At 56.0% G+C, this 13,308-nt stretch carries 16 protein-coding genes; all 16 read right to left on the bottom strand.

Annotated elements, in window-relative coordinates; translation table 11 throughout:
* Nucleotides 1-11: 11 nt before the first annotated feature.
* A complete protein-coding gene (locus tag B5E66_RS05285; protein WP_143406934.1) occupies nt 12-335 on the bottom strand; it encodes a hypothetical protein in 324 nt (107 codons plus the stop codon).
* A gap of 70 nt (nt 336-405) precedes the next feature.
* Complete coding sequence (locus B5E66_RS05280) at nt 406-816, bottom strand: hypothetical protein (RefSeq protein WP_087229652.1); 411 nt, start codon at nt 814-816, stop codon at nt 406-408.
* Nucleotides 817-827: 11 nt separating this feature from the next.
* On the bottom strand, nt 828-1,331 hold the full coding sequence (locus tag B5E66_RS05275) for a DUF2004 domain-containing protein (protein WP_087229649.1): 504 nt from the start codon (nt 1,329-1,331) through the stop codon (nt 828-830).
* Between the two features lie 13 nt (nt 1,332-1,344).
* Nucleotides 1,345-2,184, bottom strand: coding sequence for a DUF2262 domain-containing protein (locus B5E66_RS05270; RefSeq protein ID WP_087229646.1), 840 nt, complete (start codon nt 2,182-2,184; stop codon nt 1,345-1,347).
* A 14-nt stretch (nt 2,185-2,198) separates the two neighbouring features.
* Nucleotides 2,199-2,789: a hypothetical protein gene (locus B5E66_RS05265; RefSeq protein ID WP_087229643.1), complete on the bottom strand. Its 591-nt coding sequence runs from the start codon at nt 2,787-2,789 to the stop codon at nt 2,199-2,201.
* 12 nt (nt 2,790-2,801) lie between these two features.
* A complete protein-coding gene (locus tag B5E66_RS05260) occupies nt 2,802-3,422 on the bottom strand; it encodes a hypothetical protein (protein ID WP_087229641.1) in 621 nt (206 codons plus the stop codon).
* Nucleotides 3,423-3,461: 39 nt separating this feature from the next.
* Nucleotides 3,462-3,803 carry a hypothetical protein gene (locus tag B5E66_RS05255; protein WP_087229638.1) on the bottom strand — a complete coding sequence of 114 codons (342 nt, stop codon included), beginning with the start codon at nt 3,801-3,803 and terminating at the stop codon, nt 3,462-3,464.
* A gap of 36 nt (nt 3,804-3,839) precedes the next feature.
* Nucleotides 3,840-4,979, bottom strand: coding sequence for a hypothetical protein (locus tag B5E66_RS05250; RefSeq protein WP_087229635.1), 1,140 nt, complete (start codon nt 4,977-4,979; stop codon nt 3,840-3,842).
* Between the two features lie 10 nt (nt 4,980-4,989).
* Nucleotides 4,990-5,577, bottom strand: a complete 588-nt coding sequence (locus B5E66_RS05245) for a hypothetical protein (protein WP_087229632.1) — start codon at nt 5,575-5,577, stop codon at nt 4,990-4,992.
* The gene (locus tag B5E66_RS05240; RefSeq protein WP_087229629.1) at nt 5,568-5,786 is read right to left on the bottom strand and encodes a hypothetical protein; all 219 of its coding nucleotides are present in this window, start codon (nt 5,784-5,786) and stop codon (nt 5,568-5,570) included. The genes B5E66_RS05245 and B5E66_RS05240 overlap by 10 nt, the downstream gene beginning before the upstream one ends.
* Before the next feature lie 13 nt (nt 5,787-5,799).
* Nucleotides 5,800-6,033: an Imm17 family immunity protein gene (locus B5E66_RS05235; RefSeq protein WP_087229626.1), complete on the bottom strand. Its 234-nt coding sequence runs from the start codon at nt 6,031-6,033 to the stop codon at nt 5,800-5,802.
* Nucleotides 6,034-8,049, bottom strand: a complete 2,016-nt coding sequence (locus B5E66_RS05230) for an immunity protein Imm33 domain-containing protein (protein WP_087229623.1) — start codon at nt 8,047-8,049, stop codon at nt 6,034-6,036.
* Nucleotides 8,050-8,182: 133 nt separating this feature from the next.
* Entirely contained in the window at nt 8,183-9,025 is an 843-nt protein-coding gene (locus B5E66_RS05225) for a DUF2262 domain-containing protein (RefSeq protein WP_087229620.1), read from the bottom strand.
* A 10-nt stretch (nt 9,026-9,035) separates the two neighbouring features.
* Nucleotides 9,036-10,418, bottom strand: a complete 1,383-nt coding sequence (locus B5E66_RS05220; RefSeq protein ID WP_087229617.1) for a DUF6138 family protein — start codon at nt 10,416-10,418, stop codon at nt 9,036-9,038.
* A gap of 13 nt (nt 10,419-10,431) precedes the next feature.
* Nucleotides 10,432-11,547 carry a hypothetical protein gene (locus tag B5E66_RS05215; protein WP_087229614.1) on the bottom strand — a complete coding sequence of 372 codons (1,116 nt, stop codon included), beginning with the start codon at nt 11,545-11,547 and terminating at the stop codon, nt 10,432-10,434.
* Between the two features lie 339 nt (nt 11,548-11,886).
* Nucleotides 11,887-12,807: a hypothetical protein gene (locus tag B5E66_RS05210; RefSeq protein WP_087229612.1), complete on the bottom strand. Its 921-nt coding sequence runs from the start codon at nt 12,805-12,807 to the stop codon at nt 11,887-11,889.
* Nucleotides 12,808-13,308: the final 501 nt, after the last annotated feature.

The following is a 13,308-nucleotide window of genomic DNA, read 5'->3' as shown; positions in this document are numbered from 1 at the left end:
TTAGCGTCATTTTATGAACGATTGGCCCGTGCCAGCCGCTCCATCAGCAACGGGATGGCCGTGTCCAGCCAAAAGTCGCCGCTTACCCAGCCGGTGGACATGCCCACATGGGTTTTGGCAAACCGCTCCACATAGTAGTGTTTGCCCGGCGCGGGCAGCTCGCCGGTCAGATCCGCAAAGACGCGGAGGATGTCCTCCCGGAGCGCCTCGGGCGGGTAGGGCAGCTCCGCCGCCTGATACCGCTCCTTCAACAGCCGCCACAGGAATGGGTCGCCCCGCAGCCCCCACTGGCCTGGCTCCGGAGTAAAGATGACAGAGACATACCGCATCATCATTCCTCCCCGTTCAAGATGCCCTCCAAATAAGTGAAGAGGTTCTGTGATAGATATTCCATGTTTCAGACATTTACAACTCTGCCGCAAACTCATAGGAAACCGCAATGATGTTGTAAACATCATCGTATGTAAACAGCCGGTAGTGCTGATAGAGGCTTTTATCAAAATCCTCCCGCACCGGCAAAGACTTCAGCCAGGTGCTGTCCTCGATCAAATCGAAGGAACTGCCATCCAGATACTCCGTCCCAGCCAGATTTTCATAGGTGTCCAATTCACAGGTAAAATAGGCCAGCACCTGCCGGAAGGTGAGTGTGTAGGGAAACCAGTCTTTTTCGTCCCTATGCTGGGAAACCAGATGGCCATTGATGTCCCCTGTAAAGGTCAGATTGTTTAGAGCATCCTGTTTCACCTGATCCAGATAGATGCAGTCCCGTCCCATCAAAACACCTAAGCAGGTATTAACAGCGGTCGCTTTTTCCATAGGTACTTTCCTCAGCTCTCATGGGTGATACAGAAAATCTCCTGGTTCGAATCAAAATAGACCACCAGCAGCTCGTCGGTGATCTCCGGGTTGAAGGACAGATCCATAATGAAAACTTGTTGATCCATCTCGTCATCCACCAGACTGCCGAACCGCTTGAGCCGCAGAAAATCCACCATCTCGGCAAAGGACAGCTTGGCTGGGTCGCTTCCTGGGAAAAGCTCCGCCGCAATATCCGGACCTACATCGTCCCGGTGGAACTGCATGAAGTACGTCACAAGGCTGTGATAGGGGCTGTCCTCATCTGCCAGCGCCCCTTGGATGGCGGCCTTGGCCTTTTCCGCCAGTTCCTCCGCCTCATCCAGCATTTCTCCCACCGCATCCATGGCAGCAGGATCGCCGGTCAGTTCTTCCTCTACATCGAAGATAAAGGGTAGTCCCGATTCCTCGGGAAAGTTGAAGATTTCCTCGCCGGGTGTATATGTAAAATCAATGCGTTTACAGTTCAGTTTCATAATGTTATCCTCCTTACCCCTCAATGTTGGCAGTTTTGAGGCCCTTTTTCAGGGAGCCGTAGACCGTCACCGCATGGTCGGTGAACATCTCGTCGCAGTCAAACCAGGCGGTGAAGCTGCCGCCGGAGGTGACGGACAGGCTCGTCATGCTGATCCGCCGGGCCAGTTCTTCCTCTGTGATGGGGTCTGTTTCCGGGTTACGGGGATTTTCTTCATCCTGGGAGAGCCAGTCGTTGGCCAGCCCAGTCAGGTTCTTGGCCGCAAGCTCCCGCATGGCCTTGTCCCAGGTTTCACAGTCGGCCAGTAGCTTCTTGGCGGCACTGCGGGCACGGGTCCAGGAGGGCTTGCTCTCCGCGTTGACTTCCAGAGAAAGGCTCACATCCTTTCCGCACCACTGGATCTCACCCTCAAAGGTATCATAGTCCTTGTCCAGTTTCAGTTCTCCCAGCACCTGGTCCTGGATCACCACCGGCTTGTGGTATTCGTCCAGAACGGCCTGCAGCTCCGGGCAGTCCTCATGGGCCTTGACCACCTGGGAGATGCACCAGGGCCGCACCACCAGATCTTTTACCCGTTCTTCTTTCATCCGGCGGATCTTCAGGCGGCAGATCTGCTCCTTGCCAAAGCGTCCCCAGCCCTTGTCGCTATTGCGTTCCTCCTCGGTGACCGGCCACTCCAGACGCTCCTCCTTGGTGCTGACCTTGCCGGTGTCACAGAACACCATGCCCAGCGTCACAACGGTCATTTCCCAAAAGCTGCCTTTCCAGTTATATCCGCCGCCAATGCAGCGATTGATCAGAGCGACCACTTCCTGCTCCTCGGGCTCGTACATCTCATAGAATTCTTCAAACATCGGTGTATCCTCCTTTACAGCAGTTCCAGCACTGCGGCGGCAGGCTCGGCAAACTCTGCCGGGACCTGCTCCAATACATCCTGGTAGGCTTTCACCGCCTGCCAGGAGTAGTAATAGAAACTGTAGAACAGGTCATCGGGGAAGACCTCATCCTCCTCGTAGCGCATCTCATCTTCTTCCTCGTCGTATTCCTCTGACCACAGGTATTCTTCCCTCAGCAGATCGGAGAACAGCGGCAGCGGCTCGGCGTGCTCCATCTCATCCCCGTCGCGGAAACACTGGAGGATGCAGGCAAAGAAGTCCAGCAGTTCCCCGGCCAGGAAATGGGCCGCGGGGTTCCGGCCGCTCTCCGCAAGGGCCTTCTCCAGAATCCGGCTCAGAAACACCATGCCGAAGGGGGTGGCGTGCCACAATGTACCCTGGTGCTCCAGGTTGGCGGTAAGCTGATCGAGGGACTTTTTGACTGTCTCCATATCCTCCATCCGCTCCAGCACCGCCAGGTGGGTGGGAAACTCCGTCCCCCGGCCATAGGCGGTGGTGAGCCGGTGCCACGGGACATCCGTGACCTTAAGATGGGTGATATAGGTTCTGTTTTCTTCAGTCATGTTGTCGCCCCCTTATCCCGTTATCTGACTGCGGTACTCCTTCTCCAGCGCAGCGTACCACCGATTCAGCATGGTTTCCAGACTGGTTTTTCCTTTCCGATCATAAAAAGCAAGGAACTTGTCCAGCAACTCAGGAAACAAATTCTTACCGATATTTGTCAGGTCCTGATTGAGATAGACCATCCGCAGGATACGGCCATGCCGGTCCAGCGGGTTCTTTTTCAGAAGCTCCTTTTCAAAGCAGAACCGCAGGAATACCACATTCTCGTCGTAGAAGTCCTCCATCACAGCCGTACCAATGCTGGTGTAGGTAATGTCGTACACCAACCGGCTCCAGTCGAATTTCTCGGCATAGAGCAGTTTCAGCGCCTTCGCCCAGTGTTCCTCCGGGATCACCAGCATCCGGTGCTGGGCGGCGCTGGAGTAGCCGCGATAGACCGGCTCCGGGTGTCCCAGGAGTTCACTCACGCTATCGGCGTAGACGAAGCACAGCTCCTCATCGAACAGGCCGCCGATGAAGCTGCCATTGCAGTACAGCATATAATTCTTGGACTTGGCCGGAGAATAGGAAAGACGATATTCCTGCGAGTCCAGGCTTTTATGTACCTTGTTCAGAAAGTCTATGGATGTCATGGCTTTACTCCTCAAACTCGCCCTCGATTACAGGGGCGCTTACTTCCTCTGTTTCTTTACTGGATGGGGAATAGTCCGGCCCAGCACCCGGCCTCCTCCTACGGCGTTGGCCCCCTCGTAGATCAGAAACTCCGCGCCGTCGGCCAGAGGGCCATAGTCCACGGTATCCGGGCAGAGGGGCTGGGCGTTGCCCAGCGCCGGTTCATCAAAGGCGCACTCGCTTCCATCCAGAAAACACACACCCAGATAGTCGGCAGTCCCCTCTACCACAAAGTGGGGGCAGTATTTCCCGCTGATCAGACTGGGGGGTGCCTTTCGCTTGCCGCTCCAGAAGGTGACCTCCACATGGAGCACCGCTTGGTTTTCATTCGTTCCGATCATGCCGTATCACCCCTTCGGGCAGTCTCTCCATTCTGCTTAATCCCCGAACCGCTCAGCAGCATCTTTGTAAACAGTAATACTTTCTTCCACTTTCACTTTTTCGCTGCGAATACGGAAGTAATCCCGCAGGACGCGCCTGAGTTGCGGGTTCTCCACCTTGCGGGGCAGCAGGCTGATGAACATTTCGTCATAGCTCCCGTACAACGTACCGCCACGGTTGTAGGTCTGCCATGTCACCGCAGGTTTGCGGCCCTCCGGGTCCTTGGCCAGATCAAAGAGCCACCGCTCATCCAGATCCACATAGCGTTCAATCATAAACCTTGTGTCATAGGTTCCATAGCTATAATCCCCCCAGAAAATCAGAGCGATCATTCCATCCGGGCCCAGGCGTTCATAGGTCCAGCCTTCCGGATAACAGCGGTAATGGAGCATTCCCAGCGCATGGAACAAATAGCCTTTTTGCGGCGTATCCAGAAGGGGCGAATAGGTCTCATACACCTGCTCCTTGGGCTGGGTGATGATCGCCTTCATAAAGACCGGCATCAGCCAGCTGCCGCCGTAGCGTTCATTCAGCTCATCAGCCAATGCTTGCAGTCGCTCATCCGGGTTGCGGATCAGGGAGGCGGTCAGTACCACAGCGGGAATTTTCTCTTTTTCCTTGGGTGTGGCATCCCAAATGCGAAGCCCGTCCGTAATCCACCAGGAGGTACAATCATCACGAGAATAAACAGGCGTGCGTTTCAGCTGGGCGATCCGCTGGATGTTTTCCGCCAGAAAGCGGTAGACCTCCAGCATTTTAGGCGAGGCTTTCCCCAACATTAAATGGAAACAGAAGTTCAGTTGTTCTATATCCAGTGGCTTTGTGTCCCCCTCGTCCAGCAGCTGGGAGAGAGTCTTCAGAATAACTGGGGCGATCTGTTCCGATACACAGTCGGAACAGGTATCCGACATGATATTGCTGCCCATCCATTTGCCCTTGACCAGTTTGGCCCACAGTGGGGCAGCAGGGGCATACTCCAGCTGCGCCAAAGCCTTTTGAGCAGCCGTTTTGCATTTGCCCTTTTCTGTATTCACAAGCTGGAAAAGCAGTTCGCCGTTTGCTTCATCCTTGCCCAGCTCCAAAATGGCCTGTTCTCGCTTTATGCCCTTGGGGGGCAGTTGTTCCAAAGTCATCATTCATTTTCTCCTATCCCACAATGGTGGTTTCCTTGACGGCCAGATTGTCGTAATCCATGCCGATCAGCTTCTCAGCGGCCTCTGGGGTACACATGAACCAGGTGCTCTTACCCCAGGCGTCCAGCCTTGTGACAGTGAAGAAGTCGGTTTCGGCGGGAGTAGGATTTCTGGCGTCAAGATAGTGGTCGGAGTAGAGGTACACCAGATCCACCTCCTGTTCCGGCAGCCACTTGGCCCGGCGCGCACGGGGCTTTCCGTTTTTCAGCGTCTTTTTCCTGGGGTTCTCGAACCACGCCAGCTCCTTGACCTTCAGGCCGGTGAAGGTATCCATGAGCCGCTGGGCAATTTCCCGGTGGGTGAACACCCCACAGTTCCAGGAGCCCATCAGCCAGGTCTGGATAAAATCGCCCACCTTGTTGCCGGGGGCGGGTGGCCCATAGACGCTCTCATCCGCCCACATGACCTCTATCTTTTCACATTGATCTGGCCGGGGGCAGGATTTCTTATCGCCATAGCGGTACATGATATTCACATAGCCGAAGTCCCTGCCGGTCCGGTCATGGCCGACGGCTTCCACTTGATAGGCGGTTATGGACACGATGTTTCCTCCTCGTCCATGAGCTGCTTCTGGACCTCTTTGGGCAGGTCGTTCCATAAAATGTCGTATGTAAAATCCCGAATCTTCGGGTAACACTCCTGCGCAGTCTTCTCTGCCGTCTCCCGATCCAGGTAGTGCATCTCCTGGTGGAAAAACCAGTTGAGCTTTTCCATCAGCCGATAGAGGCGGATCTGTTCTTCTTGGGTCATAGGATATTTCCTCCTACTTGATTGTCAGCACAAGGCTCCAGACGCTCACTATAATCAGCACAAGCCCCAGCAGGAAGAAGATCACTCGCCGGGAGCCGCGGCCATAGCGGTGAGAGTACGGCTTGCCGGTGGGGTCGCAGAGCCAGTTCCAGTTCATAATGGCCCCAATCAGCAGGACAGCGCCGATGATCAGGGTCACCCAGTTCCAATGCTCCTGTAAAAAAGCCGTGATCTGCTCGCCGTTCATTTAAGTTTCCTCCTCACCTTTGTCCTCGCGGGTCACCTCATACCATGCTCCATCTTCACCGCGCATCTGCATGGTTCCGTAAGGTAGGTTCAGAAATCGGATAATGTCTGGGTCGATGCGGCAGATGTCCCGGATATCATAGAAGCCGCAGTGAGACTCATCGTATTCATCCCCTTCGCCGTACACATCTTCCTCGTCCCCGGAGTAGAAGGCCCAGCCGCTCTCCCAGCCCATATCCTCCCGTTCCGGAAGCAGCCGGTCCATGAGCCGCACCCTGCACCCGTTCTGGGCGACGCGGTCGGAGGTGTAGCAGAGCAGGGGACCGTCCCAGTCGGGCAGGACAGCCGGTTTCCCCTCCGCTGCCCGCGCCACACGTTCCTCCGGGTCATCCACAAATTCCGATTCCAGATACTGTTGATACCGCTCATCCAGCAGCTGCTCCACACTCTGACGGATTTCTTCGGTATATGGCAGAAGCAGGTAGGCCGCCTCCTGCTCCGCGATGCTGTTCCAGACGCGGCCCTCCAGTCCGGCCAGGGCGATGTCCCGGCAGTCCCGGCGGTAGACATAGGGGTTAGAACGGTTGTCCTGGGCGTACCACTGGGCAAAGCCAGAACCTCTCCGGTCAAAGCACTGGGTGGACAGCTTTCCGTCCAGCCGGTCACGGATAAATTCCCGCAGGTCAGGCCCCTTTCCAGCCTGGACTGCCTCTACCACCTCCCGGTATTGGGAGAGGAAGGGGTTGCTCATCTGCCCACGCTTCATGGCCCAGCTAAGATAGAAGGCCATGAGATTGCAGGCGCTGAGTTCGTCCACCGGCAGGTGGAGCGCCCGGATCTTCTGAATCTGGCCGGCGGCGTTGTCCATCTCCGCCGGGTCGTAGCCCAGCTGCTCCCGGTCGGTGACCACATTCAGACGGTGGGGATCAATGACCTCCAGACTCTCGTCCGGACAGAGGTCCAGCAGGGCGTCCGAGCCATGCTCCAGCTTATATTGAAGCTCCTCCCAATAGAGGGGGATCACCTGATAGAAGTTGACCTCGTCCCCGTCCGGCAGGCGACAGAAAAAAGAGTCCTCCCCAAACACACCGGGACAGAGCAGGATCTCGCCCCGCAGGTCGGTGTCCTCCGCAAGAGGGGCGCCCTCCTCGCCCTCCGACAACGTAGTCCTGGATTCAAGCCCCACCTCCGGGTCCTCCATGGCGAAGCGTGCGGTGGCCAGCATCATCCGGATGGGCCAGTTCCACCTCTCCTCCCGGCAGTCCGCCTTGGTCAGTTTCCAGTCCCGGGGTAGATTGATGAGCAGCTCCGCCCGCTCCAGTTTTTCGTCCCGCCGCTCCTCCGGGAAACCCATCCGGTGCCGGCTCAGGCCCAGGGTGACCAGGGTGTAATAGTCGTGCTCCAGCCGGGGCGGGATGACGGCGATCTCCAGGGGATACTCCGGGTCACTGTCGTCCGTGAGGACTTGGGTATAGACACCGAAATACCGGTCAATATGTACCTTCACATGGCCGAGGATGTCATCGTCGGCAGGGGGAATGGTCTCCTGCCGGATGATCTCCTCCCGCTCGCTCCAGTCCAGTGCCAGGGCTTTTTCCTCCTCCAGATACGCCTCACAGTCCCGCACCAGCTTTTGGGCGTCCGGGTCCTCCGGGGCCAGGGACAGCCATCGTTTTGCGTATTCATAGGTGGTAGATGCGGAACTGTATGCCATCAGGCAGGAATAGCCCATCCGGGCGTTCCAGTAGGGGTCGCCCTCCCCCTGGGCGCGGACGGACTCCAGCAGCTCAATGGCGTGCCGAATAAGATTCCCGTCTACTTCATCGTCCTCACCGTGAGTGCTGTGATCGCCCAGTACCGCCAGATTGCTGTAGGCCCGGCTCAGCATGACGGTCAGCAGATAGCCGCGCTCCCGCTCCGGGATGGCTTCGATGGCCTGGATGCACCGGGAAAACTCGTCCTTCTCATTCCACTGCTCCAGCTGCTCCAGCAGTTTTGCTTCATCTCTCTGGTTCATTTCCGTACCGCCTTTCCTGTCAGTTCCTGCCTTTTTTGAAGTGGCCGCTGCCCCGCCAGGTGTTGACCACACAGGTGAAGATCTGCCCACAGTGCTCGCACATCATGGATGCCTCCCCTGTAAACAGACGTAGTCAGCCCTGTATATCAGCGTCAACGGGGCCTTTTTTCAGTGTCCCATCCACAGTGATCACATGGCCCCAGAACAGATCGTCATCCTCATACCAAGCAGTAAACCGACCACCGGGAGATACTGTAAACTCGGTGAGCAGGATACGCCGGGCGAACTCATCCTCGGTAATGGGGTCTTTCTCCGGGTCCCGGTCGATCTGGTCATTGTCCGCCAGCCACTCGTTGGCCTGAGTGGTGAGCTTCCGGGCGGCCAGCGCCCGCAGGGACCTGTCCCAAGTTTCCTGTTCCGCCAGCAGCTTTTTCATGACATTCCGGGTGCGCGTCCAGGATGCCTGATTTTCAATCTCCACATCCAGCGAGATCTGGACCTCTTTTCCCAGCCATTGGCAGGTCCCGCTGAAATAACTCATTTCACGGTCCAGCGTGAGGGTCCCCAGCACTTCGTCCTCCAGAAGGACGGGCTTTGTGTACTCCGCCCAGAGCTCCTCCAGGGCCGGGCAGGGGATGCCCTCCTCCAGCACCTGTGTGACATACCACTGAGGTTCGCTGAGGGCATCACCTTTCCAACTGCGAGCTTTAATCCGGTAGACCTGACCCTTTATAAACCGCTTGGAATAGTCGCCGGCTTCCCGTTCCTTGTCCGTCAGCGGCCAGCTCAGATAGCATCGGCCGGAGATCACCTGTCCCGTCCGGGTGTCCGCCATGGCAAGGGCATGGGTATGGGCTGTCCAAAAGGTATCCAAAAAGGTTTTGTCCGCGCTGGTACCAGTCTGGATCAGCGTCAGCTTTTCCTCGTCTTCCGGGGTGTACAGAGCAATAAAGTCCTTGACCGTTCTCTTTTTCATGGCGTTCTCCTTACGCAAATACCTGCCGGTATTTCTCTTTCAGCTCCTCTGGTGCGACCTTGAGGACCCTGCCGCCGCTGTTTTCGGAGGCCGGGCCCCAGATGGCCCAGAGCATCTCCCGCCACAGGTAGTCCCGAGCCCGCTGGTCATGCGCCCCTTCCTCGGGCAGATAGTCCTCCAGATGCCCCTTGATCTCCAGTAGCGCATCCAGGCTCTCCTCATTGGCGATCAGAGTGCGGAACTCCTTTGCGGGCTTCAGATTTTGCATGGACTGGACACCGTGGACCAGCACCGGCAGGGACTGGGCGGTAAAGCCGTATTTCTTGAAAAGCGCGTGGATGAACTTTTCTTGGAGCGAAGAGTGCTCATCGTCACAGCGGTCCAGGTAGTCGCACACCAGTCCCCACCACTTTGGCCCCTCCAGCCCCAGAGCGAACACGGCGAAGGTGCCAGGCAGGGCGCAGATCTCATCGGAGAGGTTTTGGTACACCTCATCCTCCTGCATGGCCAGCCGAGCATAATTCTCCATTCGGACATGGAGGCGCGGGTACCGCACCGCGCAGGCAAAGAGCTGGTTGACGCCCTTCTTGGGCAGACCGGGGATGGGCAGGTAGAGCTTCTCCGGTCCGCGAAACTCGATGGAGTAGCTGCGGGGGAACTCCGGCTGCTCCAGCACCTCCACCAGATAGCTCAGCGCCTCGTCGCAGCACCCCTCGGTGCAGTCCCTGGCGGTGATGCGGATGGTGGCAAAGGCGTCGTTGGCCGAGGCGGTCAGGTGCTTCGTTTTCCGCTTTTGGATGTTGGGCGGCAGTTTGCCGCTGCCGCCCGTTTTCAGCTCCTTTACCATATCCGGGCGAAGCTGGGAAACCAGGCCGAGAATGTGCTCGGTGGTGAGGGAGTCGTAGCTGGCTCCATATACCGTATAACAGACCGCCACATAGCAGGCAAAGTGTAGCAGGCCATCATCCACATCCTCTGGCCGCAGCTCTGGCCACACGGTGCAGGGAGGGTAAGCTGAAAAGAAATCCTCTTTCTCCCCAACCTCAAAATACCGCTCCTGCACCTGGTGTTTGATGTATTGTCCCAGTGTGTGATCGATCTCCTTCCAGCCCGCCAGCCGCCGCAGGGAATCGCAGAAGGCGACTGCGTCCTCATAGGGAAAGCCCTTCAAGGGCAGTTTGGACAGATACCGCTCCAGCAGTTGGCTGGGAAGGAAGGAGGCCCCGCTTTGGTTCCGAACGACCACCGGGAAGCCGGAATGGTTTTCTTTGGCGGTCCCATCCAGCACATCCTGAATGCACCGATCGGCGTGTTCCAGCACTTTGGGGTCTGTATCTGGTTTGTGGATCAGATAATAGCGGCCATGTACGCCATCTCGTTTCGGTAAACTCATATCGGTTCTCCTCTCAGGTCTGCTGGTGCTGCATGGATACGATCTGGCAGTCCGGGCAGAACTCGATGTAGAGCGTGCCCTCCGCGCAGTCGAATACCGTATCCCACTGGATCTGGGCCAGGTATTTCATGGGCTTTCCACAGTGGGGGCAGGCAGTATACTCCGCGTCCTGCACCCAGTTGCCAAAGCCGCCGACGGTGTTCACATCCTCGCTGGCGCATCCATAAAACAGGGGCACAGACGCCCTGCCCAGCACAAAGGGATTTTCGGTGAGGGTCTTGTAGTCCTCGGGACTGACATAGCAATCTATTTTCTCCGCTCCGTCAAACAGTTCGGAAGGGAATACCTCCACACCGCCGTCCAGAGAAAAGCGGTTGAAGGCGGGGCCTTTCAGGAATCCCACGCAGTTGGGGCAGCAGGTGGCAGTCAGGATACCATCCAACCTCAGAAATTTCAGCCGCTCATCCCGGCCATCCAGCACCAGCATATCCACCATCCGCCCGCCGCAGTGGGGGCAGATGTCCTCCCGTGGTCGGCCAATGCGGACGGGAGATTTCTCGCCAGTGGTTCCCTTGACCATAGGATAACAGGTGTCGAAGTTGAGTTGGATTTTCTGGCCCTCCTTGTCGAAGGTCCAGCCTCCGATCTGCGCATAGCTGGATGGGTCCACATAGAGGCCCTTGCGCCAGGGCCGGGGGTTCCGCTCCAGTTCGAATAGTGCCGCCAGTGCCTTGTCATCCCCCTGCATAGCAAGGCAACTCATCAGGTTGGAGGCTTCGCTGGAATTCTCCGTAGACAGTAACGCATGGATCAGGCCATCCCTCACATCGGCGGGAGCGTGATAATAGATCTCACAGGGCCAGAACACCTCTGCGGCCAGTGCTGCCCGCTGGATCTCCGGGGTGATGGCGTCCCGGTAGCTCAGCAGCTGCCAGAAGTCGGTGAGCTCCGGGTCCTCCATATCCGCCAGCCGCTGGATATTCTGAATCAGGTTCCTTTGCTTCTCCGCGATCTGCTCCGGCGTCCAGGCGAGCGCCGCATTCCGATCCTGTTCGCACTTGCATTTCCAGCACAATCCGTCATAGCCCAAAGGGGTCCCACAGCCGGGGCAGGTGTATTTTAAATGCATCTTCATTGGCTCCTTTCAGGTAAAAGAAAAAGCCCTGCATCCTCCTGCCGCATGGGCAGAAGGGCGCAGGGCAAAAAGGCCGCACAAAACCAGGCCGCGCCCAGGACGGGGGCGCTGGCGCTCAGAGAAAGTGATCGCGGCGGGACCAGGAGAGAGGAAAAAGAATACAGTCCCATCCCATAGAGGTACAGCTGTCATAAGGGGTCTCGTTTCGCTTGGAGGCAAAAGCCGGACATCACAACATGGTTTGGCAGGTGTTTATGGTGATTATATCATAAAATCATGGAAAAGGGGAGGGGGATACTGTTATATACTACAGATGGTAAGGGCTGCTGAAAGCTAGCTTTTCGAGACATCGGCAAGTCTGAGCGTATCAGTCAGGTAGCGATTCAACAGAAACATTTTATAATCGCTTTCTTCAAATAGCCTTGTGGAACTGGGATCTCCATATCGGCCGGCCAGTTCGGACAATGTGACCCTCCTGGCGGCACGGAGCGCTGGAATATCTTCCTCTTGGATCCTTCTGCATAGTTCTGCGGGATCGTCGGTTTTTAAATTCCCTATGATCCATTCGGAGGTCATATTTGTAAAATGGAAGAAAACATCCCATTTGCCGGAAATATAGATCACAATGTCTCCCTGATGATTCGACGGCACATAATATTCCTGCACGCTGGCCTTGAACTGCTTGACCAGGTCCTGTTCGGTTTGCTTCTTTTCGAAATCCCAATAATAGGGGATAAGATCTTCGGTGACGGATTCTTTTTTGATCCTCAAGGGATACAATTTCGCGTTTTCGCCGTCGCAGGAACCTTCCTGAATGAAGAATGTAAAGGGAGGACATCGTTCCTTCAATCGAAGTTCCTGGATCAGAGCGAGCAGTTTTACGATCTCGTCTTTATTTTCCTCATTGATAAAGAGCTGCCATCTGGGAGCAATATCGTTTGCAATCAGGATCTCGGTAGCTTTGAGGATCTCTTGAAACGCGCCTTTTCGACCGACATAGCGGTCGGTTGTTGCCTCTAATCCGAACAGGGTGAGCTGCACCTTCTTTGTTCCCACTTCTTTGAGAAATTTCACATATGCAGGATCTCTGACGATTTGATAGAAACTTGCCAGTTCAAACCTCTGCGGTTTATCCTCCAGACGAAAGAGCAAGATCAGCCGCCCATCTTGCTCTGAAATCAGTGCAATAATCTGGTTCTCGCAGCCAGGAATAGAAAGTAATACGCTTAAAATATATTTTGAATGTATTGACAACAGCTCGGGCCTCATCGTTACTGATATGCGGGTTTGGCATATGGCCGATCCAACAGTGTTTGCACCTGTTCGGACATCCGTTCATATCCAGGCATATGGTTAAATTCATGAAATACCTCCATCCTGATAAGAAGAAAAAGATGTTCATTGCCCGGTCTGCTAAAAATTATAGCAAAAAATAAAAAGACCCGCAACTTGCGTTGCAGGCCTTTTGGTGGAGATAAGCGGGATCGAACCGCTGACCTCTTGAATGCCATTCAAGCGCTCTCCCAAGCTATGAGGCAACGCACCCCCGAAACCGAGGCTTGGGAGATGCGATCCATACGAGGAATGCAAATGAACGATGCGGCATTCGTCCGAGCGGGGATTTTTTGCATGGATCTCGGTCAGGGATGGGCGGGTGTTCCTTTCCAGAGCCACCGGAAGCCAAAGGGCTCCAGAGGGACGTTTCCGGCATCGACGGCTTCACCGGTGACAAGATCCGTATAGAGGCCGGTTTCG

The sequence above is a fragment of the Faecalibacterium sp. An121 genome (assembly GCF_002160915.1).
Lineage (GTDB): Bacteria > Bacillota > Clostridia > Oscillospirales > Ruminococcaceae > Faecalibacterium > Faecalibacterium avium.
The sequence above is the reverse complement of the archived record's forward strand: the minus strand, read 5'-3'. Positions and strand labels throughout refer to the sequence as shown.

Excerpts from the sequence above, each read along its gene's own strand:
- B5E66_RS05285 (WP_143406934.1), bottom strand. The coding sequence starts at position 335 with ATGATGATGCGGTATGTCTCTGTCATCTTTACTCCGGAGCCAGGCCAG.
- B5E66_RS05280 (WP_087229652.1), bottom strand. The coding sequence starts at position 816 with ATGGAAAAAGCGACCGCTGTTAATACCTGCTTAGGTGTTTTGATGGGA.
- B5E66_RS05275 (WP_087229649.1), bottom strand. The coding sequence starts at position 1,331 with ATGAAACTGAACTGTAAACGCATTGATTTTACATATACACCCGGCGAG.
- B5E66_RS05270 (WP_087229646.1), bottom strand. The coding sequence starts at position 2,184 with ATGTTTGAAGAATTCTATGAGATGTACGAGCCCGAGGAGCAGGAAGTG.
- B5E66_RS05265 (WP_087229643.1), bottom strand. The coding sequence starts at position 2,789 with ATGACTGAAGAAAACAGAACCTATATCACCCATCTTAAGGTCACGGAT.
- B5E66_RS05260 (WP_087229641.1), bottom strand. The coding sequence starts at position 3,422 with ATGACATCCATAGACTTTCTGAACAAGGTACATAAAAGCCTGGACTCG.
- B5E66_RS05255 (WP_087229638.1), bottom strand. The coding sequence starts at position 3,803 with ATGATCGGAACGAATGAAAACCAAGCGGTGCTCCATGTGGAGGTCACC.
- B5E66_RS05250 (WP_087229635.1), bottom strand. The coding sequence starts at position 4,979 with ATGATGACTTTGGAACAACTGCCCCCCAAGGGCATAAAGCGAGAACAG.
- B5E66_RS05240 (WP_087229629.1), bottom strand. The coding sequence starts at position 5,786 with ATGACCCAAGAAGAACAGATCCGCCTCTATCGGCTGATGGAAAAGCTC.
- B5E66_RS05235 (WP_087229626.1), bottom strand. The coding sequence starts at position 6,033 with ATGAACGGCGAGCAGATCACGGCTTTTTTACAGGAGCATTGGAACTGG.
- B5E66_RS05230 (WP_087229623.1), bottom strand. The coding sequence starts at position 8,049 with ATGAACCAGAGAGATGAAGCAAAACTGCTGGAGCAGCTGGAGCAGTGG.
- B5E66_RS05225 (WP_087229620.1), bottom strand. The coding sequence starts at position 9,025 with ATGAAAAAGAGAACGGTCAAGGACTTTATTGCTCTGTACACCCCGGAA.
- B5E66_RS05220 (WP_087229617.1), bottom strand. The coding sequence starts at position 10,418 with ATGAGTTTACCGAAACGAGATGGCGTACATGGCCGCTATTATCTGATC.
- B5E66_RS05215 (WP_087229614.1), bottom strand. The coding sequence starts at position 11,547 with ATGCATTTAAAATACACCTGCCCCGGCTGTGGGACCCCTTTGGGCTAT.